We start from the raw sequence: 21,497 nt of genomic DNA, 5'->3' as shown, positions 1-21,497 counted from the left end.
CGACTAAAAACAAGGCTTATATATCTTATATCATAAAAGATTTGTTAAAACCAAACCTCATCTATACTACAAACTTTTACAGCTCTTATGAAAAACGTACATTTGTCCGATTTTAAATTTAGATATACACCTTTATGGAAATTTTAATAAAAGCAACACAATTTATTTTAAGCTTATCGCTTTTAATCGTTTTACACGAATTAGGGCATTTTATTCCTGCTAAAATATTTAAAACCAAAGTAGAAAAATTCTATTTGTTTTTCGATTATAAGTTTTCATTATTCAAAAAGAAAATAGGTGATACTGTTTACGGTATTGGCTGGATTCCGTTAGGAGGATACGTAAAAATATCGGGAATGATTGATGAAAGTATGGATACTGAACAAATGGCATTACCGCCACAGCCATGGGAATTTCGTTCTAAACCAGCATGGCAACGTTTAATAATTATGTTAGGTGGTGTAATTGTAAATTTTGTTTTAGGTATCGTTATATACATCTGTTTAATGTATGCTTATGGTGAAAAATTTTTACCAAACGAAAGTTTAAAAGATGGTATTTGGGTACAAGATCAGTTAGGTAAAGATTTAGGTTTACAAACAGGTGATAAAATACTTTCTGTAGACGGGCAACAGATTCAGAAATTTGGAGAACTTCCTTTAGAGTTTATTAATGGAAACAATTATACCGTTGAAAGAAACGGTGTAAAAGTAGAAAAAGTAATTCCTATTGATTTTATTTCTAAATTAATTGATCGCGGAAAAAATGCTGGCTCTTTTATCAGTTACAGAAAACCTTTCATAATTGCAGGCTTACAAAAAGACTCCTTAAACGCAAGTGCAAATATTCTTAAAAAAGATATTATTACTGCTATTAACGGACAAAAAATAAAATATTACGATCAAGCAAAACCTATTTTACAAAGCTTAAAAGGACAAGACATTACAGTTACTTTAAAAAGAAATAAAGAGATTTTAAACGTTCCTGTTAAAGTTTCTGAATACGGAAACCTGGGAGTTTCTTGGGGAGCTGTATCTTTACCTGATTTAGAAAAATTAGGGTATTACGAATTGGCAGAAAAGTCATATTCTTTTGGAGAGGCAATCCCTGCCGGAACAACAAAAGCATGGACTACCTTAACAAACTATATTAAGCAAATGAAAAAGGTTTTTAACCCGAGTACAGGTGCTTATAAAGGTTTAGGTGGATTTATTTCTATCGGTAGCGTTTTTCCTGCTGAATTTAGCTGGCAATCTTTTTGGAACATCACCGCTTTCTTATCTATTATGTTAGGTTTTATGAATTTATTACCGATACCTGCTTTAGATGGTGGACACGTAGTATTTACCTTATGGGAAATGATTACCGGTAAAAAACCTGGCGACAAGTTTTTAGAGTATGCGCAGTTAACAGGTTTTGTTTTACTTATTATTCTATTACTATTTGCTAACGGTAACGATATTTTTAGGCTATTCAAATAAAAATACTAAACTACATATAACAAAAGCATCGTAATTTTTACGATGCTTTTTCTGTTTATAAATCAGTAGTAAGAATTAAATACTATTATATTATAATCTTATTTTCTCCTATAAGAAAATAAGTGTTCAAGCTAAAAAAAGAAGCATCCTATTAAATAGGATGCTTCTTTTTTTATTCGAGTAGTTAAGCTATAATCTTTATTTACAATCAAGTATCATAGCATCATTCTGAATACATTTCAGAATCACATGTTTATAATAAATAATATCTGTTATGATGAAAACCTGAAACAAGTTCAGGTTGATGTAAAGTGAGTTCTTATAAATTACGAACAATCAAATTTTAATAATTGATCTACTATTTATTCATGTTTTCTGTAGCGCGTTTTTCTAACTCGGCCTGAAACTCTTCCATTACCGGTTTTACGGTGCTTTCTGGTATTTCTGCTACCTTAATATACATTAAACCATCTATTGCGTTGTTAAATTTCGGATCTACATTAAAAGCAACCAAACGTGCATTTTGCTTCACATATTTCTTAATTAAAACAGGCATACGCAATGCTCCTGGTTCAATTTCATCAATAATTTTATCAAATTTCTGCATATCTGCTTCTGTAGAATCAAATACAAAGTCTTTATCGGCATCCTTTAACTTTACTTTATATTCTTTTTTAGGGTGAATGTACTGTGCAACATACGGATCGTAGTAATGAGATTTCATAAACTCGATCATTAACGATTTAGAAAAGTCAGAAAACTGATTACTAATACTTACTCCGCCCATTAAGTATTTATACTCTGGATATCTTAATGTTGTATGCACAATTCCTTTCCATAATAAAAACAAAGGCATTGGTTTTTGTTGATAGCTTTTAGCGATAAAAGCCCTACCTAATTCAATAGTGTTTTGCATCATCGGATACAACTCTGGCTCTATTCTAAATAAAGTATGAATATAAAAACCATGGATTCCATGTTTTTTATAAATATCTTTTCCTAAGCCCATTCTATAAGAGCCTACCAATTCATTTTGCACATTATCCCACAAGAAAAGGTGGTGATAATACCTGTCAAATTTATCTAAATCAATTGCTTTATTGGTTCCTTCACCTACTTCTCTGAAAGTAATTTCTCTTAATCGACCTATTTCATGTAAAAGATTCGGTATTTCTTTTGCACTTGCAAAAAATACTTCGTAATTTTTACTTTGCAACAATCTACTTCCTTTTTCTCTTAAATCATTTACTTCTTTAATAAATAAATCAGGAGCTCTTTGAGAAGTTATTTTGCTTACTCTTTTCGGAATTTTTAAGTTCTTGCTAGATAAAATTTTCTGAGAAGCTTTCTCAAACGGATTTGCCAGCATGTATGTTTTTCTTCTTATAAATTCATAAAAAGAAGGTACATCTTTATATTGCTCTTGGTCTTTTACCGAAATAGGTTTTCCTATTCTTACTTTTATTATTCTCTTTTTACTTGAAATTACTTCTGATGGCAATTTAGCCGTTCGTAACGTATCGCTTATTTTAGATAAAATATAGAATAACGGACTGTTTTTAGCATGAAAGTAAATTGGTATTACGGGTACTTTTGCTTTTTTAATCAAACGAACAGCTCCGTCTTCCCATGGTTTATCAACCATTAATTTGCCATCTCGATAAGTAGAAACCTCACCTGCTGGAAAAATACCTAATGGTTTTCCTTCACGTAAATGCAATAAAGCTCCTTTAATACCTGCCATACTCGACTTAGCATCTTTTCGGCTTTCGAAAGGATTCACAGGCATTATGTAAGGCTTTAAAGGCTCTGCTCTGTGTAATAAAAAGTTTGCTATAATTTTATAATCCGCTCTTTTTTCAACCAATAATTTCAACAATAAAATACCATCAATTCCTCCTAAAGGATGATTTGATATTGTTATAAAAGGGCCTGTTTTTGGTATTCTCTTAAAGTCTTCTTCTGGTATTTCAAATTCAATTTTACAATCATCTAAAAGACCATTTAAAAAATCTAAATCAGATTTATCTTTATTATTATCATACAATCTGTTAACCGCAGAAATACGTAAAACTTTCATCAACAACCAACCCATAAAAGTTCCGGCAGCACCGAACTTATCAACTCCAATAACTTTAGCAATTTCTTTTGATGTAACTAATCCCATTAATTCAAATTTGGCATAAATGCAAATATAACTGAATTTTGCGACACTTTCATTTTTTATTGTATAACCAACTGCGCTGTTTCAGTATTAATCTGACTGATAATCGATTTTCCTTTTTTTCTTATTTCCTTTATCGCTTGCTCATTAAAATGACGAATAGTATAAAGGGTTACCTCTTTATATGGTTTTATATTAAATTTTGTTTTTAATTCGTTGTAAAAGGCATCGAAGTTATTATATTTATCATCAATACAAACCGAAAAACTAATTGCTGAGTTCTGAATCAGATTTACTTTTAACTTATAATCATCTAGTTTTTTAAAAATATCACTGATATTACTCTCCACCATAAAAGAGAAGTCTTTTGCTGAAATTGAAACCAAAATTTGATTTTTTTTCACAATAAAACAAGGAACTTCAGGTGTTATTTTATTTCCGCGACCAACACAGGTTCCTTTATTAGAAAGATCATCAAAAGAACGAACAAATAACGGAATGTTTTTTTGTTCTAATGGCTGAATTGTTTTTGGGTGAATTACAGATGCTCCGTAAAAAGCCATTTCAATAGCTTCGGTATATGATATCTCATGTAACAATTCTGTTTTAGCAAACACACGAGGGTCTGCATTTAAAACACCTTCAACGTCTTTCCATATAGTAACACTATCTGCATTTAAACAATACGCAAAAACACCTGCAGTATAATCAGAACCTTCTCTTCCTAATGTTGTTGTTTCTACACCAACACCTCCCAAAAAACCTTGAGTTATATTTAATTGGGTAGTATCTATATTTTCTTTAATCGTTTTTTCTGTTAACTCCCAATTAACTTTTGCATCTCTATAATTAACATCTGTTTTTATATAATCTCTTACATCTAATAATTTATTATTTATGCCAATTTCTAATAAATATGCACTTACAATATTGGTTGATAACAACTCGCCATACCCAATCATTTGATCGTATACATAATTATATTCTTGTGATTTATTACTCGCCATAAAACCACTTAAATCACCTAGTAAAGAATCTACTTTATTATAAACTTGATGATTTTTTGAAAACAAATCGTCAATTATTTTTTTATGGAAACTCTCCACAAAACCTATAGTGTCTTTTAAATTTTCTTTCTTATAAAAATACGCTTCTATAATTTTCTCAAAAGCGTTTGTCATTTTTCCCATAGCAGAAATAACAATCAATACATTCTCGATACCTTCTTCTTTTAAAACTCGGGCTACATTCTGTACACCATTAGCATCTTTTACCGATGCGCCACCAAACTTAAATATTCTCATTGCAAAATTGTATTAAGCTTAGTTCATTCATATGGCAAACTCTCCATTGATCATAAACCGTAGCGCCTGTACTCTTATAAAAATCTATGGCATTTACATTCCAATCTAACACCTCCCATGCAACTCTTTTAAAATTATTTTCTTGTGCATATTTCATAATTGAAGTATATAATTTTTTTCCTGCCCCAATTCCTCTTTTAGTTTCGGTTACCATTAAATCCTCTAAATGAAGTGTTTTTCCTTTCCACGTAGAATAACGCTCATAAAAAAGTGCCATTCCTACAATCGTACCATCTAACTCTTCTGCTACAAACGTTTTAAACTTAGGCTTATTTGAAAACCCGTCACGAATTATATCATCAACAGTAATTTTCACTGCATTAGGTTCTTTTTCAAAAACTGCTAATTCAATAATTAAGCTAAATATTGATGATGCGTCTTTTCTCTCTCCTGATCTAACTATAAAACTCATTGTAAAATTTTTGTGTAAAGATAATTTTTATAATACTCCTTTAAAACAAATAGAAAATTAAAACACATCGTATGTTTTTGTTGAAAATTTTAAAATACGAAATCGTTGTAGAAACGTAAAAAAGTTGGCATCTTTGTACACAACACAAAAATTCGACATGAATAACAAGCACATGACTCTTGGGGAGTTTATTATTGGTAATCAAAAAGATTTTAAATATTCTTCGGGGGAATTATCTCGCTTAATAAACTCTATACGATTGGCTGCCAAAGTAGTGAACCATGAAATTAGAAAAGCAGGATTAGTTGATATTACTGGTGCTGCCGGAGATGTTAATATTCAAGGAGAAGCACAACAAAAGCTAGATGTATTAGCAAATGATCTTTTTAAGCAAACGCTAATTAACCGTGAAATTGTTTGTGGGATTGCAAGTGAAGAAGAAGATGATTTTGTGGTGGTAGAAGGTCAAAACAAAGCTAACGAAAATAAATACGTTTTACTGATGGATCCTTTAGACGGCTCATCGAATATTGATGTAAACGTATCTGTTGGAACTATTTTCTCTATATATAGAAGGGTTTCTCCAGATGGCACACCTGTTACTAAAGAAGATTTTTTACAAAAAGGAAGCGAACAAGTAGCTGCAGGTTATGTTGCTTACGGTACCTCTACAATGCTAGTTTTTACAACTGGTAATGGAGTAAACGGATTTACATTAAACCCGGCAATCGGTACATTTTACTTATCTCACCCAAACATGCAGTTTCCAGAAATTGGTAAAATATACTCAGTAAGTGAAGGCTATTTTACTTATTTTCAAGAAGGAATGAAACGCTTTTTAATTCACTGTAAAGAACTAAACGAAGCTGACAACAGACCTTATACTGCTCGTTATGTTGGCTCATTAGTTACCGATTTTCATAGAAATATGATTAAAGGTGGAATTTATATATATCCATCAACAAAAATTACGCCTAACGGAAAATTACGTTTATTATACGAATGTAACCCTATGGCTTTTATTTGTGAGCAAGCAGGTGGTAAAGCAACTGACGGATTTACAAGAATTATGGATATAGATCCAACAGAATTACACCAACGTGTTCCTTTTTTCTGCGGAAGTAAACAAATGGTAGAAAAAGCTGAAGGATTTATGAATGAGTTTTCTGCAGATGAAAAACCAACTTATTAAAGAATAACAATTATTTATACCTAAATAAATTATCGATAAGGCAAACAGTTGTTTGCCTTATTTTTTTGGATTAAATTTACAATTATATTAATGAATTATTAACTTACTAAAAAACATACAATTATGGCTTTTGACTTACCAAAATTAGGATATGCATATGATGCATTAGAACCAAATATAGATGCTAAAACTATGGAAATTCACCATAGCAAACACCATAACGGATATACAAGTAAATTAAATGCTGCTATTGCAGGTACTGATCTAGAAGGGAAATCTATTGAAGATATTCTTGCTACTTTAGATATGAGTAATGGTGCAGTTCGTAATAATGGCGGTGGATTTTACAATCACTCTTTATTCTGGACAGTAATGAACCCAAAAGATAGAGGTTATTTATCTGGAGAATTAAAAGATGCTATCGAAGCTCAGTTTGGTTCTAAAGATGCTTTTATCGAGGCTTTTTCTAAGGCTGCTGCAACTCAGTTTGGTTCAGGATGGGCTTGGCTATGTGTTCATAAAGGCGGAAAAATAGAGGTTTGTTCTACTCCAAATCAAGATAACCCATTAATGCCAGGTGTAACTTGTGGTGGAACTCCTATTTTAGGATTAGATGTTTGGGAACATGCTTATTACTTAAACTACCAAAACCGTCGTCCTGATTATATTGATGCTTTCTTTAAAGTAATTAACTGGAACGAGGTTGAAAAAAGATATGCTGATGCTAAATAGTAACGCAGTTACTTTTTACAGTTCACGCTTATAAAAAAATCCGAAGTTTAAAAACTTCGGATTTTTTATTGTTTATATATTTAACGCTGAAATTATTTTAAAAGAGCTTGTTCTAAATCTGCAATTAAATCTGTTATATCTTCTACTCCAACACTCAAACGGATAAGAGAATCCGTAATTCCTATTTTTAAACGCGCTTCTTCTGGTATAGACCCATGCGACATTGTTACGGGATGATTTACCAAACTTTCTACACCTCCTAACGATTCTGCCAATGTAAATATTTTAGTGTTTTCTAAAAATGTAAAAGCCGCTTGCTTACTTTCATCTTTTAAACGAAAAGAAACCATACCTCCAAAATCATCCATTTGCTTTTTTGCAATATCGTGGTTTGGGTGATTCGCTAAACCTGGATAATAAACATCGCTCACTTTAGGATGCTCTACTAAATATGCTGCCACTGCTTTACCGTTTTCACAATGACGCTGCATACGTAAATGCAACGTTTTAATACCTCTTAAAGCTAAAAATGAATCCATCGGACCTGCAATAGCACCAGCAGCAAATTGTATAAAATGTAATTCCTCTGCCAACTTAGCATTTTTAACCATTAAAGCTCCCATTATTAAATCGGAATGCCCTCCTAAGTATTTTGTTGCAGAATGCATTGTTATATCAGCACCTAAATCTAAAGGACGTTGTAAATACGGTGTTGCAAATGTATTATCAACACCTACTAAAATAGTAGGGTTTTTAGCTTTTACAGCTTTGGTTATCAATGCTATGTCCGCAATTTTCATTAACGGATTAGTAGGGGTTTCTAACCAAACTAACTTGGTGTTTTCAGATATTGCATTTGTTATATTTTCAACAATATCTGTATCAACAAACTTAAACTTTAAGCCATATTTCTCAAACATTCTAGTGAATAACCGATATGTTCCCCCATATAAATCATCACCCGCAATAATTTCATCCCCTGGATTTAAGGTTCTTAAAACACAATCGATTGCTGCTAAGCCTGATGAAAAAGCAAAACCGTGTGTTCCGTTTTCTAACGAGGCAAAAGCTTTTTCTAACGCAGTTCGTGACGGATTTCCTCCTCTAGAATATCCATAACCTTTATGAACACCTGGGCTAGATTGCGCATATGTAGAGGTTTGAAATATAGGTGGCATTACAGCACCTGTAGCCTCTTCATGCTCTTGACCGCCGTGTATTGTTTTTGTGTTGAATTTCATCTTTATTAAAATTTAAAAACAAATTCTTAATTAACTTAATAAATATCTACACTAACTTTAATAAAGCCATTATAGTTCCTAAATGAATTCCCTCATGTAAGTTGTTAAAAGAAATTGCTGTTTCAATAGAATCTAAGGTAAAACCAAGACTTGTTTCATACTCTTTGAATTCAGTAAAAATTCCTGCTTCATAATCTTCCTGCAACGTATCTGGTAATCCTACTAATAATTCTTTTACCTCTTCAAACTCTTCTTCAGAAAATGTTTCTGTTGGTAATGTTCCTTTTTTATAGGTCTCTATTAACTCATCAGAGGCTAAACAATTTAAACCTGATAATTTATAATTCAATAATTGCTGTGTTACTACCAAATGGGCAACATTCCATGCAATGTTATTTTTAAACCCTTCAGGTATTTTATGTAACTGTTCTATTGATAAATGATCGATTTTTTTTAAAACTAATTCTCTCGATTTTTTTAAAATTTCAAATTGCTTGTTCATTATTCTACTTATTTTAGCGTACCTCAAAGATAATTATTAAACTATGAAGAAAGTATATTTTTTACAAACTTGTGATACTTGCCGACGCATATTAAAAGAAGTAAATATTAACGGATTTGAAAAGCAAGAAATAAAAACAAACGCTGTAACTGTTAATCAGCTAGAAGAAATGAGAAAACTAACAGATAGCTATGAAAGCTTGTTTAACAAAAGAGCTAGATTATACAAAGAACGAGATTTAAAGAATAAAACAATTACCGAAGACGATTACAAACAGTTTATTTTAGAAGAGTATACTTTTTTAAAGCGTCCTGTTTTTATAGTTCATGATAAAATTTTTATTGGAAACAGTAAAAAAGTAGTCGAAGCGCTAAAAGAACTGGTGAATTAGTTGTTTTCGGAATTTAATCCTACAGATAAAAACACTCATTCCAAAAAAATAAGTAATCGCTCTTATCTATTTTGATAAAAACCTGTAAACTCAAGTGAATTTTACAATTGAAATAAGTAAAATTTGTATCGAGAATAAGGTTTTTAGCCTCTAAATGAGTTCTCAATACAATTTTCCATCAAAAATCACTCGGACTGACATTTCAAAAACACCTATAACACATAAAGTACTAAACGTAAAAAAGCTTCAAAATCTAACGATTAAGAAGCTTTTTTGTTGGCCTACAAGGACTCGAACCTTGAATGTCGGTACCAAAAACCGGTGTGTTACCAATTACACCATAGGCCAATAAGTTATTACAAATATAGAAACAATGTTTTAAAACTAAAAAACAATAATCAGTTTTTATAAGAAATCCTCACGAACTTCGTAAGGATTAAGTTGGCCTACAAGGACTCGAACCTTGAATGTCGGTACCAAAAACCGGTGTGTTACCAATTACACCATAGGCCAATAACTTATTGCGGGTGCAAATATAATACAAAGTTTTATTTCGGCAAATTTTTTCTGCTTTTTTTCATTTAACACAATTTTATATAGACTTTTGATTCGTTAACTGCCTCAAAATTATATTTTTGTTTTCAGTAAAAAACCAACAGTTATTAATACTTTCGTACTTTATTATACAAAAAACTATGAACGAATTTAACTACAAAAAATGGAATGTCCTTTTAGGATGGTTTTCATTTGCCGTGGCACTAATCACATATACACTAACCCTAGAACCTACAGTTAGTTCTTGGGATTGTGGAGAATACATTTCTACCGCAGTAAAACTAGAAGTTGGGCACCCACCAGGAGCACCGTTATTTCAAATGCTAGGCGCTTTCTTTGCTATGTTTAGCAACGACCCAGGTCAGTGGGCAAAAATGGTTAACTTCATGTCTGGCTTAGCCAGTGCATTTACAATTTTATTTATGTTTTGGACAATTACCAACTTAGCTAAGAAAATGGCTATTAAAAATGGTAAGTTCAGTAAAAGCGAAGCTATTGCCGTTTTAGGAAGCGGATTAGTTGGTGCTTTAGCCTATACCTTTTCTGATAGTTTTTGGTTTAGCGCAGTAGAAGGTGAAGTGTATGCGATGTCATCTTTTTTAATGGCCTTATTATTTTGGCTAGGATTAAGATGGGAAAGTGAAATCAACACGCCTAGGGGAAACAAATGGTTAGTAGTAATTAGTTTTGTGGTAGGGCTTTCATTCGGAGTGCATATTTTATCACTTTTAGTAATTCCATCTATTGTTTTATTATATTTCTTTAAAACCTACAAAGACATAAATATAAAAACAACTGCAATCGCAACACTTATTTCAATACTTGTTTTAGCTTTTGTTTTTAAATTTTTATTTCCATTTACACTTAAATTCTTTAGTGTTTCTGAATTATTTTTCATCAATCAAATAGGGTTACCATATAACACAGGTACCATTGTTGCTGGTATTGTTTTAATTGCCTTGTTTTTCTTCGGATTAAAATATACGCGCACAAAAAACTTAGTAATGGCAAACACTTTAGTGCTGTCTGTACTATTTATTATGATTGGTTTTTCGTCTTGGTTAATGCTACCAATTCGTGCAAATGCCGATACTGTTATTAATGAAAATAATCCGTCAAGTGCACGAGAACTATTAGCCTATTACAACCGTGAACAATATGGTGATGCTAATGTTTTTTATGACAAATATTATTCTGTTTCTTACGACAGAACACAAGACGCAGATCAACCGTATAAAGATGACAAACCTAAATACGAAAAGAAAGACGGAAAATATGTTATCGTAAATAAGTACAAGAACGTATTACCAAATTACTCTAGTAAACACAAGGGCTTTATACCTCGTATGGTAAACCCTGCTTCAGAAAAAGAATACAAAAGAATTGCCGGAATTCCTGCGCGAAGTAAAAGGCGACCTACGTTTGTAGAAAACATGAAATTCATGATTGATTATCAATTCGGATACATGTACGGGCGTTACTTTATGTGGAACTTTGTAGGGCGACAAAACGATGCACAAGGACATTTAGATATTGAAAATGGTAATTGGTTAAGCGGAATCGATTTTATTGACGAAATGCGCTTAGGATCGCAACAAAACCTACCCGATGACATTAAAAACAACAAAGGACGCAACAAATACTTCTTCTTACCTTTAATTTTAGGATTAATCGGATTGTTTTATCAATCTAAAAAAGATAAAAAGAATTTATACACCCTTGCCCTATTCTTTGCTTTTACTGGTTTTGCTATTATATTTTACACCAACCCAAAACCTTTTGAGCCCCGAGAACGTGATTATGCCGTAGTAGGTTCGTTTTATGTATTTGCTATTTGGATAGGTTTCGGAGTATTCGCATTGTATGATTACCTTAAAAGCTATGCGAACAAAAGAACTGTTGCCATTGCCGTTTCTGCCATTTCACTATTAGCTGTACCTGTTTTAATGGGAGTTCAGAATTGGGATGATCATGATAGAGGTGATCGTTATGTATCTCAACTAAACGCACAAACGTATTTAGAAAGTTGCGACCCAAATGCTATAATTTTTACCATTGGAGATAATGATACTTTTCCGCTTTGGTATATGCAACAGGTAGAAGGTGTACGACAAGATATTAAGATTGTAAATACCAGTCTTTTTCAAACTGCTTGGTATATCGACCAGATGAAAAAGAAAACCTATGAGGCAGATCCTATTCCATCGCAGTTAACACACGATCAATATAAATACGGAACTTTAGACATCGCTTATCATATTGCGCATCCAAGATTTAAAGATTCTATTATTTCTATTAATAATTTTATGCGTTGGATTGAAAGTGATAACGACGCCACTTATTATATTGATGAAGAAATTGATGTAAGAGAGAAATTTTATCCAACAAACAGAATTAGAATTCCTGTAAACAAAGAAAATGTTTTAAAAACCGGATTGGTAGCACAAAAAGATGCTGATAAAATTTTAGACTACATAGATATTACTGTTGATGAGCAAGGCTTAACGAAAAACCGAATCTTAATGCTCGATATTTTAAATAATTTCGATTGGAAACGCCCAATTTATTTTACTGGTGGTGCCAATGCTGATGAAGAATATATTTGGTTGAAAGATTATTTACAACTAGATGGAATGTCGTACAAATTAGTACCGATTAAAACATCTAACAGAGGGAAATCTATATTTGATATGGGACGTATCGATCCTAAAAAAATGTACGAAAACGTTAAAAAATGGGACTGGAAAACCATAAACAACGGTGAAATTTATTTAGATGAACAAAGCAAACGTAACGCAATATCTATTCGTAACAACCTAATGCGTTTATCTGAAGAGTTCTTAAAAGAAGGTGATTCTGTTAACGCAAAAGATGTATTAGATTTATCATTATACAAAATGCCAATCAACGATTTTGGGCATTATAGTATTTCTTTAGGATATCCTGAATTATACTATCGCATAGGAGATAAAGACAAAGCACGTGAAACTGCAGAAACATTAATAAATGTTTTTCAACAAAAATTAAAATATTACAGCACTTTTAAAGATAGTGATGTTGATTTAATTCTTGATAATCTAGAAACGAACTTATACATGTATCAAAATATCATTCAACAAGTTACAAGGTATGATAAAGATATGGACTATGGTAAAAAAGCTTTTGAAGGATATTTAAATCATGCGCGTTTATTTAAACACTTAATGTCCGACGAAGAGGAGCAAGAACAATTTCCGCAAGAACTAGACACTATTAAGCCTTAATCGCAAGGTATACTTTATAAAAAAATCAGCGCGACTAAATTTAGTCGCGCTGATTTTTTTATAAATATGTAAAATGTATTTCTAATAAGGTTATGGCAATAAAAACCATATCGTTCCCACGATAATTAAAAAAAGTTATTCTTTTAAAGAATATACTAAGTTTAAACGAATAGCTTAAATGTACTGTTGTACTAAACCGATTAAAGTATTAGCATCTTGCTCTCCTGTTTGGCGCCATTTCATCTCTCCTTGTTTATAAATCATAAAAGTAGGATTTCCTTTAACGCGCAAAGCTTCTGCTAAAATTTCGTTCTGTCTTATATCAATCTTTATTACTTTTGCTTTATCACCTAAAGCAGCAGCAACATCACGAAGCGTATCTAAACTAGGTTCTAACTCACTCCAATCAGTGTAAAAATCAATTAAAACTGGCTTATTTATACTTATAATTTCACCAAACTTTGTCATCCTATATAATTTTTATATGTAATATCGATCAAAATTACTGTTTTTTTTCTGATTAGATATTAACATTTGTTAAAAACCCTGAAAATCAACCTTTTTTCAATTCAATTACAGTAATTTCTGGCCAAATACCAACTCTACCAGGAAAAGCATGGTAACCAAAACCTCTGTTCACGTTAATATAGCGCCCAAACTCATTATATAAACCAGCCCATTGTTTGTAAACATATTGCGACGGACTCCATTTAATCCACCCAGGTATTTCAATTCCAAACTGCAAACCATGGGTATGACCACTTAGAGTTAACTGATAATTAAAATCATCTTTCTTTATTTTATATTCCCAATGGCTTGGATCATGACTCATCAATATTTTAAAATCATCTTTTTTTATTCCTTCGGATGCTTTTTTAAGATCACCAGCTTGATTGAAACCTTTCCCCCAATTCTCTACACCAACCAAGGCTATTTTTTGCCCGTCTTTTTCTATATATTTATTTTCATTCAATAATAAATCAAAGCCAATTTTCGGGTGCAATTCCTTTATCGCCTTAAAATTCGCAGCTTTATCTTCCTCTGTTTTCCATTTAGAATAATCTCCATAATCATGATTTCCTAAAACAGCATATTTACCTATGGGCGCATCTATTTTCTTAAAAACATCAATCCATTCATCCATCTCATGAGCAAAGTTATTTACAAGGTCTCCTGTAAATAAAATCATATCCGATTTTTGCTCGTTTATCAAATCAACACCGTAAGATATTTTTTCTTTATTCGTAAAACTACCCGAATGTATATCTGTTATATGTGTAATTGTAAATCCGTCAAAAGCTTCTGGTAAATCTTTAAATGACAGTTGATATTTTATCACTTTATAATTATACTTACCTCTAAAAATACCATACAATATGCTTGCAAACGGAATTGCAGCAATACCCAAAGCCAATTTAGCTACAAAAGCCCTTCTACCCGCTAAAGGCTTTGTTTCGGCTGATGATAAAAAAGAAATTCCTTTTCCTATCAATCGCACTACATCTTCACCAATCATAAATATTAAAATAAATAACTTAGGCAGTAACACAACCAACAGCGCTCCTACCGCCCATTGAAATTGCGGAGTTTGCCCAGAGCTTCTATCCGATGAAAGCACTACATAAAAAAAGTTAATGTATGCCAACGAACCAAAAAACAGCCAACCATAACGGATAAACTTATTCTTAGTAATGGTCTTAATTGCCTGAAAAGCATATGCTTCAAACGCAATAATAAGCAATGAAATAATTATAATTGACACCAACCAACGAGACATATATATGTTTTTAAAAGTCGAACAAAGATAGGTTGATTATTAAAAAATGATTTTTAACATCTTGTTAAAGTTTCGTAGCTTTACATGCGAAGTTAATTCCCGTAATTTTATCGATTAACTTCATTAAAAATCGCTTTATAATTGATTAATTTATAAAGTTTTAACACATAAAAATGGCAGATCAAAAACGACTTTTTTTACTAGATGCTTTCGCATTAATATTTAGAGGATATTACGCTTTTATAAAAAACCCACGAATTAACTCGAAAGGAATGGACGTTTCTGCAATTTTGGGTTTTACAAATTCGTTGTTAGATGTTATAAAACGGGAGCGCCCAGATCATTTAGCAGTATGCTTTGATCGTGGTGGATCGGTTGCCAGAGTTGATGCTTTTCCTGAATATAAAGCGAACAGACAAGAAACACCTGAGGCGATAAAAATTGCCGTTCCGTATATTGAAGAAATTTTAAAAGCAATGAATATTCCTGCTATTATAAAAACAGGATATGAAGCCGATGATATTATTGGAACGCTGGCTAAAAAAGCAGAAAAAGAAGGTTATAAAACCTATATGGTAACGCCTGATAAGGATTTTGCACAATTAGTTTCTGAAAATATTTTTATGTATCGACCTCGTTTTGGTGGTGGATATGAAACTTGGGGAGTCCCTGAAGTACAAGAAAAATTTGGTGTAGAAAGACCCGAACAAGTGATTGATTTCTTAGGAATGATGGGCGATTCTGTTGATAATATTCCCGGATTACCTGGTGTTGGTGAAAAAACTGCCAAAAAATTCTTAGCACAATATGGCTCTATGGAAAATCTGCTTGCAAACACAGCAGATTTAAAAGGAAAAATGAAAGAAAAGATAGAAGCTAATAAAGAATTAGGGCTTTTATCAAAAGAATTGGCAACGATAATGTTAGATGTTCCTGTTGAGTTTCATCAGGAAGATTTTGAAATGTGCCAACCAAATATTGAAGCAACTAAAGAAATTTTTACCAATTTAGAGTTCCGTCGTTTAACTGACAATTTCTTAAAAGCTTTTGGGGTTACTGAAAATACATCCGAAGTAAAAAAAGAAGAAAAAACAGCTGCCAAACCGAAAAAAATAGCTGAAAAAAGTACTGCTGGGCAATTCGATTTATTTGCTGCTCCGGGTGCCGGAACTATTACCGAAGTTGAAATTGCTTCTGGTTACAGAAACATCAATAATACCAAGCATCTTTATCAGCATGTAAATTCTCCTTTATCAAGAAAGCTATTATTAAACAAGTTAATGCAACAAGAGTCTGTTTGTTTTGACACAGAAACTACAGGCTTAAAAGCGCTAGAAGTTGAATTAATCGGTATTTCTTTTTCTTGGGAAATTGGCAAAGGATATTATGTTTCTTTTCCGGAAGATCAAGAAGAAACAACCGCAATTTTAGAAGAATTTCGTCCGTTTTTTGAAACATCAACAATTGAAAAAATTGGTCATAATTTAAAATATGATATCAAAGTTTTATCAAACTACAATATTCCTGTAAAAGGTAAATTATTTGATACCATGATTGCGCATTATCTGATAAACCCTGATATGCGACACGGAATGGATATTTTAGCAGAAACCTATTTAAATTATCAGCCAGTTCCTATTACAGAATTGATTGGTAAAAAAGGGAAAAATCAACTTTCTATGCGAACTGTTGATATTGCTAAACAAACCGAATATGCCGTTGAAGATGCCGATATTACTTTGCAGTTAAAAGAACATTTTACCAAAGAATTAGAAAGCGGAAATGTTACCAAACTATTTAACACAATTGAGACTCCGTTAGTTTCAGTTTTAACAGCTATGGAAATAGAGGGAATCAACTTAAATGTTCCCTTTTTAAAAGAGCTTTCTGTTGATTTAGCGAACGATATTGAGCGTTTAGAAAAAAATATTTACGAGCAAGCCGGCGAAGAGTTTAATATTGCTTCACCAAAACAATTAGGTATTGTATTGTTTGAAAATATGCAGCTGGTAGAAAAGCCTAAGAAGACAAAAACAGGGCAATATTCTACTGCCGAAGATGTGCTATCTTTCTTAGCAAAAGAGCATCAAATTATTAGAGATATTCAAGAATATCGTCAATATAAAAAATTACAAAGCACTTATGTAGATGCTTTACCAAATGAGATAAATACCAAAACCGGTCGTATTCATACTTCGTATGCGCAAGCAGTTGCCGCAACAGGAAGATTGAGTTCTAACAACCCTAATTTACAGAACATTCCTATTCGTACAAAACGCGGACAAGAGGTTCGTAAAGCTTTTATTCCGAGAGATGAGAACTATGTATTAGTTGCTGCGGATTACTCTCAAATTGAATTGCGAATTATTGCCGCTTTAAGTGAAGAAGAAACCATGATTGAAGCCTTTAAAAATGGCGAAGATATTCACGCTTCTACTGCAGCAAAAGTTTTTAACGTTCCGTTAAGTGAAGTTACTCGTGAGCAACGTAGTAATGCAAAAACGGTAAATTTCGGAATTGTATATGGTGTTTCTGCCTTCGGACTAAGCAATCAAACCGATTTATCTCGTAAAGAAGCAAAAGCGTTGATTGATACGTATTATGAAACGTATCCAAAACTGCGAAATTACATGGCAGAACAAGTAGATTTTGCTCGTGAAAATGGCTATGTAGAAACCGTTTTAAATCGTCGTAGGTATTTAAAAAACATCAATTCTCAGAATGCCATTGTTCGTGGTGCTGCAGAACGTAACGCAGTAAACGCGCCTATACAAGGAAGTGCTGCCGATATTATTAAATTAGCGATGATTAATATTTATAATCGATTTGAAAAAGAAAATTTTAAATCGAAGATGCTATTACAAGTGCATGATGAATTAGTTTTTGATGCGCATAAGGACGAGTTAGAAATTATTAAGCCAATTATTAAAGAAGAAATGGAAAATGCTTTTAAAATGGCTGTTCCTTTAGATGTTGAAATTGGTGAAGGAGAAAATTGGTTACAAGCACATTAATTAAGAAAGAAGATGGAGTTAGATTATATAGAAAATGTAAATGGTTTTGATGAACATGTTGTTCGTTTATACAATTTCGACAAAACCGAGGCGATTAAATTAAGGGATTTAATTAAGGAAACAGTTATTGAAAAAAGACAAAAATTAAATTTAGCAGAGGTTGATTTTATTGAACCACGTAATTGTAATTTAATTTTTGGTTTATTTAAATCTGATGAAGGAATACTTACGAAAGACAGTGAAACTTTTTTTTGTGTATTAACTTTAAACGGATTTAACACGATGCTAAAACTGATAGAGCCTTATTGTAATAAAGATTCAAGGAGTTATCAATATTTATATGATATTGACAACCCTACCGAATTATTATTCTGCCCTAGTGCAACTAGGTATGATGAATAATTATTTAACTATTTTTTAATTTCAAAAACTACAGGCAAAATCCAATTGGCTCTTAACGGCAAGGTTACGGGGTAATAAATTACTTGTTCGGGTTGCTTTCTTGATAAGAAATTACCGGTGTCCCAAACACGGTTATTGTTCTCATCAACAATTGCTCTAACTGTATATTCTTTTGGCTCTAGTAAGTTGAATTCGACTTTCTGAGAAGATGAAATATATCTTGTTTTTACAACCTTTTTATTATTTAAAAGTTGAATTATAACTGGATGCATTGTTTCTTTTTTCACCTCTAAAATTATGCTTCCATAATCTTCAACAGTAAGTGTTTTAAATTGATACTTTAATGTGTCGTTTGTTGTTTCATACAAATCGATAATTCCTTTCGGTAAAACAGCAAACTTATAATTCATTTTAGGAGTTTTCTCAAACAAAACAGCCAACTTATTTATCGTTTGCTTTTTTACTTCAAAATCAACATTCACTGTATCTTTATCGACTAATGAAAATTTAGATTTATCTATTACAACGATAGGATTATTAGTGTTTAAAAATATGGTATCATTTAAATGTAAATTTATACCTACGGTTGATGATACACTTAAAGAATCTATCTTGTTTTTGCGTAAACGAACAGTAACAGTATCTATAAAATTTTTATTACTAACTATAAAGTTTAAAGAGTCTTGTGCTATAGGTGTAAACCAATAATTAAGCGTGTCTTTATCTTTTTCGAACTCAGAAAACGACTTAAATGTTTCTGGAACTGCAGACAGTAAATCAATTTTCACCTCTTCTCTTTCCCCTTCATAACCAAATTGTATTTTACCTTTTACAACTTCTTTTCCTCGTTTAAATTTATACGGTTGTAACTCTTTAAAAAGACGAATTGGTTTCGTAATCAACGTATCTTTTGGCAAAGAAATAGTATCTGTATAAAAGCCTATTTCATCTGTTTTGCTATTAAAAAGATAATCGTTTGATGCTTCTTTTAACGCTAACAACAAATACTTTCCGTCACGCAAATTGGTGAATTCAAAATTGGTAGAATCTAACGTGCTAGTAACGTAATTTGGTTTTTCCTTGTAAATAATTGAATCGTTGAAAGTACTATCTAATCGATATAATAAAACCGATATGTTTTTTAATTTCTCTTTCTTAAACGAGCCCGCAACTGCTCCATTAATTTTTAAAGAATCTATATAATTCCCTGTAGAAAACACATATTTAAAACTTTCTAACTTATTGTTTTCGTTATTGTCTTGAATAGCATTTCCGAAATTAAAAGTATAGGTTGTGTTTGTTCTTAAAGTATCTAAAATTTCAATACTGATAGACTTACTTGGAGTTCCTTGCGGTGTAATGATCGGTGGATATTTTAAAGGAGGAGAAACCACCAACTGCTTCGTTAAATCTTTTAAAACAATATATTCGTCAAACTCAATTTTAATATTTTTTTTATCAAAATTAATCGTTTCATATGGCGGATTCGCAGTCATCATAATTGGCGCATCTTCATCTTTTGGGCCACCTTCAGGCCTTCCTTTTCGCGCACAACTTAATATGATTATTGATGCTAAAACGACTAAAAATAATAACTTATTTCTCACAAATTGATTGTTAAATTCCAACATCAAAAGTACTAAAATAACAGCAACAAAAATCATCCTTTTTTAGCATACGCTATAGCTGCTATACTTATAGTAATATTAGCCGTTTTTAATAGCTCCTTACTACAAGCCACTAAAGTTGCACCTGTAGTTATTACATCATCTATTAAAAGAACATGTTTGTTTTCAAAAACTTTGTAATCTGTTAATTTAAACTTAGTTTTAGTATCTGAAAACCGCTCAAAACGATGTTTAAAAGTTTGTGTTTTTGCGATAGATGATTTAATTAAAACTCCTGTTTTGTATTCAATATTTAAAATAGCACTTAACGTTTCTCCGAATTTCGTAAGTTGATTATACCCTCTTTTTTTTAGTTTATTTTTATGCAATGGTACTGGAATTATATAATCAACATCTTTAAAAACACCCGATTCTTTTAATTGATTACCAAACCAACTAGCAATAAACACTCCTATTTCTGGTTGATTTTTATATTTTAATTCGTGAATTATTCTTTGTGCAACTCCATGTTTTTGATAATACATAAAACAACGCACTTTGTTAACTAGTACTTTACCATAAAAAGCAGCTAACAATGTAACATTTACATGCTGGTTGTCGTCTATAACGGGTAACTCATTACTACAAGTAATACATAAATATTGTTCGCTCTGTAATAGACTCACAGTGCAATTAACACATAAATTAGGATAAAATAAGTAGAATATATCTTTTAAATATTGCATCTTTACAAGCAATTTTTAGTAGAAATATACAAAAAACATCATAAAATATTATTTTGGGTAAAAAATTTAATTTTTTCAAAGAAGCTGTTAAAAACTACAAAACATCTGGTACCGTTACTCCTAGCTCTAAATATCTAGCTAAAAAAATGCTAAGAGAAATTAATTTCTCTACAGCTAAAGTTATTATCGAATTAGGCCCTGGTAACGGAGTAATAACTCATACGATTTTAAAAAAAATTAAATTAAATACAATTTTAATTTGTTTTGAAATTAATGAGGCTTTTTATACAGAATTAAAAAAAATTAACCACCCACAACTAATCGTTATAAAGGCTTCTGCCGAAAACATGCGTGAAGAAATTAAAAAACTTGGTTTCACTCAAATAGACTACATTATTTCTAGCCTACCTTTAACAATTATACCTAAAAAACTATCTAACAGCATCTTAAAAGAAAGCTATGAGCTTTTAAATAATAAAGGTGTATTCATTCAGTACCAATACAGCCTTACCTATTACAAGAAATTAAAAGATGTTTTTGGAAATAATATTCAATTAAGCTTTGAACCACTTAATTTTCCACCAGCATTTATTTATAACTGTATAAAAAATAGTATATTAGCCGCGGACACAACAAATTGTTCGTCATGAACCT

Annotated in this window: 17 protein-coding genes and 2 tRNA genes; 8 read left to right on the top strand and 11 right to left on the bottom strand. The window is 31.6% G+C overall.

What is annotated here, in order from left to right:
• The first annotated feature begins 134 nt into the window (after positions 1 to 134).
• On the top strand, positions 135 to 1,481 hold the full coding sequence (rseP, locus tag ACQ629_RS09045; protein WP_483704282.1) for an RIP metalloprotease RseP: 1,347 nt from the start codon (positions 135 to 137) through the stop codon (positions 1,479 to 1,481).
• A 358-nt stretch (positions 1,482 to 1,839) separates the two neighbouring features.
• On the opposite strand, the gene ACQ629_RS09040 is transcribed toward rseP, so the two are convergent.
• Genes ACQ629_RS09040 through ACQ629_RS09030 form a run of 3 tightly spaced genes read right to left on the bottom strand, consistent with a single transcriptional unit; the run spans position 1,840 to position 5,421 of the window.
• Positions 1,840 to 3,648 carry a GNAT family N-acyltransferase gene (locus ACQ629_RS09040; RefSeq protein WP_483704280.1) on the bottom strand — a complete coding sequence of 603 codons (1,809 nt, stop codon included), beginning with the start codon at positions 3,646 to 3,648 and terminating at the stop codon, positions 1,840 to 1,842.
• A 56-nt stretch (positions 3,649 to 3,704) separates the two neighbouring features.
• Positions 3,705 to 4,949, bottom strand: a complete 1,245-nt coding sequence (locus ACQ629_RS09035) for an aspartate kinase (RefSeq protein ID WP_483704278.1) — start codon at positions 4,947 to 4,949, stop codon at positions 3,705 to 3,707.
• Positions 4,936 to 5,421 carry an N-acetyltransferase family protein gene (locus ACQ629_RS09030; RefSeq protein ID WP_483704276.1) on the bottom strand — a complete coding sequence of 162 codons (486 nt, stop codon included), beginning with the start codon at positions 5,419 to 5,421 and terminating at the stop codon, positions 4,936 to 4,938. Before ACQ629_RS09030 ends, ACQ629_RS09035 begins: the two co-directional genes overlap by 14 nt.
• Before the next feature lie 157 nt (positions 5,422 to 5,578).
• On the opposite strand from ACQ629_RS09030, the gene fbp reads away from it, so the two are divergent.
• The gene (gene fbp, locus ACQ629_RS09025; RefSeq protein ID WP_483704274.1) at positions 5,579 to 6,613 is read left to right on the top strand and encodes a class 1 fructose-bisphosphatase; all 1,035 of its coding nucleotides are present in this window, start codon (positions 5,579 to 5,581) and stop codon (positions 6,611 to 6,613) included.
• Between the two features lie 123 nt (positions 6,614 to 6,736).
• A complete protein-coding gene (locus ACQ629_RS09020) occupies positions 6,737 to 7,345 on the top strand; it encodes a superoxide dismutase (protein WP_483704272.1) in 609 nt (202 codons plus the stop codon).
• 92 nt (positions 7,346 to 7,437) lie between these two features.
• Here the strand turns inward: ACQ629_RS09020 and ACQ629_RS09015 are convergent, their stop codons facing one another.
• Complete coding sequence (locus ACQ629_RS09015; protein ID WP_483704270.1) at positions 7,438 to 8,586, bottom strand: cystathionine gamma-synthase; 1,149 nt, start codon at positions 8,584 to 8,586, stop codon at positions 7,438 to 7,440.
• A gap of 46 nt (positions 8,587 to 8,632) precedes the next feature.
• Entirely contained in the window at positions 8,633 to 9,088 is a 456-nt protein-coding gene (locus ACQ629_RS09010; RefSeq protein WP_483704268.1) for a DinB family protein, read from the bottom strand.
• Positions 9,089 to 9,131: 43 nt separating this feature from the next.
• Between ACQ629_RS09010 and ACQ629_RS09005 the strand changes: the two genes are divergently transcribed.
• A complete protein-coding gene (locus ACQ629_RS09005) occupies positions 9,132 to 9,479 on the top strand; it encodes an arsenate reductase family protein (protein WP_483704266.1) in 348 nt (115 codons plus the stop codon).
• A 276-nt stretch (positions 9,480 to 9,755) separates the two neighbouring features.
• Here ACQ629_RS09005 and ACQ629_RS09000 read toward each other — a convergent pair.
• Both ACQ629_RS09000 and ACQ629_RS08995 read right to left on the bottom strand, forming a co-directional pair.
• Positions 9,756 to 9,827: transfer RNA gene (locus ACQ629_RS09000), tRNA-Gln, on the bottom strand.
• A 93-nt stretch (positions 9,828 to 9,920) separates the two neighbouring features.
• Positions 9,921 to 9,992 (bottom strand) — tRNA-Gln (locus tag ACQ629_RS08995).
• Positions 9,993 to 10,174: 182 nt separating this feature from the next.
• Here ACQ629_RS08995 and ACQ629_RS08990 point away from each other — a divergent pair.
• Positions 10,175 to 13,297 carry a glycosyltransferase family 117 protein gene (locus ACQ629_RS08990; protein ID WP_483704264.1) on the top strand — a complete coding sequence of 1,041 codons (3,123 nt, stop codon included), beginning with the start codon at positions 10,175 to 10,177 and terminating at the stop codon, positions 13,295 to 13,297.
• A gap of 174 nt (positions 13,298 to 13,471) precedes the next feature.
• On the opposite strand, the gene ACQ629_RS08985 is transcribed toward ACQ629_RS08990, so the two are convergent.
• A complete protein-coding gene (locus tag ACQ629_RS08985; RefSeq protein ID WP_483704262.1) occupies positions 13,472 to 13,765 on the bottom strand; it encodes a thioredoxin family protein in 294 nt (97 codons plus the stop codon).
• 85 nt (positions 13,766 to 13,850) lie between these two features.
• Positions 13,851 to 15,074, bottom strand: coding sequence for a metallophosphoesterase (locus ACQ629_RS08980; protein ID WP_483704260.1), 1,224 nt, complete (start codon positions 15,072 to 15,074; stop codon positions 13,851 to 13,853).
• 173 nt (positions 15,075 to 15,247) lie between these two features.
• Here ACQ629_RS08980 and polA point away from each other — a divergent pair, with 173 nt between their 5' ends.
• Together polA and ACQ629_RS08970 are read left to right on the top strand one after the other, a co-directional pair.
• Positions 15,248 to 18,088, top strand: coding sequence for a DNA polymerase I (gene polA, locus ACQ629_RS08975; protein ID WP_483704258.1), 2,841 nt, complete (start codon positions 15,248 to 15,250; stop codon positions 18,086 to 18,088).
• Positions 18,089 to 18,100: 12 nt separating this feature from the next.
• Positions 18,101 to 18,490 (top strand): hypothetical protein, encoded by a 390-nt coding sequence (locus ACQ629_RS08970; RefSeq protein ID WP_483704256.1) that lies wholly within the window; start codon positions 18,101 to 18,103, stop codon positions 18,488 to 18,490.
• An 8-nt stretch (positions 18,491 to 18,498) separates the two neighbouring features.
• On the opposite strand, the gene ACQ629_RS08965 is transcribed toward ACQ629_RS08970, so the two are convergent.
• Both ACQ629_RS08965 and ACQ629_RS08960 read right to left on the bottom strand, forming a co-directional pair.
• Positions 18,499 to 20,097, bottom strand: coding sequence for an Ig-like domain-containing domain (locus tag ACQ629_RS08965; protein WP_483704254.1), 1,599 nt, complete (start codon positions 20,095 to 20,097; stop codon positions 18,499 to 18,501).
• Between the two features lie 53 nt (positions 20,098 to 20,150).
• Entirely contained in the window at positions 20,151 to 20,783 is a 633-nt protein-coding gene (locus ACQ629_RS08960) for a ComF family protein (protein ID WP_483704252.1), read from the bottom strand.
• A 113-nt stretch (positions 20,784 to 20,896) separates the two neighbouring features.
• Here ACQ629_RS08960 and ACQ629_RS08955 point away from each other — a divergent pair, with 113 nt between their 5' ends.
• The gene (locus ACQ629_RS08955; protein ID WP_483704250.1) at positions 20,897 to 21,493 is read left to right on the top strand and encodes a class I SAM-dependent methyltransferase; all 597 of its coding nucleotides are present in this window, start codon (positions 20,897 to 20,899) and stop codon (positions 21,491 to 21,493) included.
• Positions 21,494 to 21,497 lie beyond the last annotated feature (4 nt).

This window comes from Tenacibaculum sp. SM2510, from assembly GCF_057002845.1.
This window is presented reverse-complemented; position numbering and strand designations above follow the sequence as displayed.

Excerpts from the sequence above, each read along its gene's own strand:
- rseP (WP_483704282.1), top strand. The coding sequence starts at position 135 with ATGGAAATTTTAATAAAAGCAACACAATTTATTTTAAGCTTATCGCTT.
- ACQ629_RS09040 (WP_483704280.1), bottom strand. The coding sequence starts at position 3,648 with ATGGGATTAGTTACATCAAAAGAAATTGCTAAAGTTATTGGAGTTGAT.
- ACQ629_RS09035 (WP_483704278.1), bottom strand. The coding sequence starts at position 4,949 with ATGAGAATATTTAAGTTTGGTGGCGCATCGGTAAAAGATGCTAATGGT.
- ACQ629_RS09030 (WP_483704276.1), bottom strand. The coding sequence starts at position 5,421 with ATGAGTTTTATAGTTAGATCAGGAGAGAGAAAAGACGCATCATCAATA.
- fbp (WP_483704274.1), top strand. The coding sequence starts at position 5,579 with ATGAATAACAAGCACATGACTCTTGGGGAGTTTATTATTGGTAATCAA.
- ACQ629_RS09020 (WP_483704272.1), top strand. The coding sequence starts at position 6,737 with ATGGCTTTTGACTTACCAAAATTAGGATATGCATATGATGCATTAGAA.
- ACQ629_RS09015 (WP_483704270.1), bottom strand. The coding sequence starts at position 8,586 with ATGAAATTCAACACAAAAACAATACACGGCGGTCAAGAGCATGAAGAG.
- ACQ629_RS09010 (WP_483704268.1), bottom strand. The coding sequence starts at position 9,088 with ATGAACAAGCAATTTGAAATTTTAAAAAAATCGAGAGAATTAGTTTTA.
- ACQ629_RS09005 (WP_483704266.1), top strand. The coding sequence starts at position 9,132 with ATGAAGAAAGTATATTTTTTACAAACTTGTGATACTTGCCGACGCATA.
- ACQ629_RS08990 (WP_483704264.1), top strand. The coding sequence starts at position 10,175 with ATGAACGAATTTAACTACAAAAAATGGAATGTCCTTTTAGGATGGTTT.
- ACQ629_RS08985 (WP_483704262.1), bottom strand. The coding sequence starts at position 13,765 with ATGACAAAGTTTGGTGAAATTATAAGTATAAATAAGCCAGTTTTAATT.
- ACQ629_RS08980 (WP_483704260.1), bottom strand. The coding sequence starts at position 15,074 with ATGTCTCGTTGGTTGGTGTCAATTATAATTATTTCATTGCTTATTATT.
- polA (WP_483704258.1), top strand. The coding sequence starts at position 15,248 with ATGGCAGATCAAAAACGACTTTTTTTACTAGATGCTTTCGCATTAATA.
- ACQ629_RS08970 (WP_483704256.1), top strand. The coding sequence starts at position 18,101 with ATGGAGTTAGATTATATAGAAAATGTAAATGGTTTTGATGAACATGTT.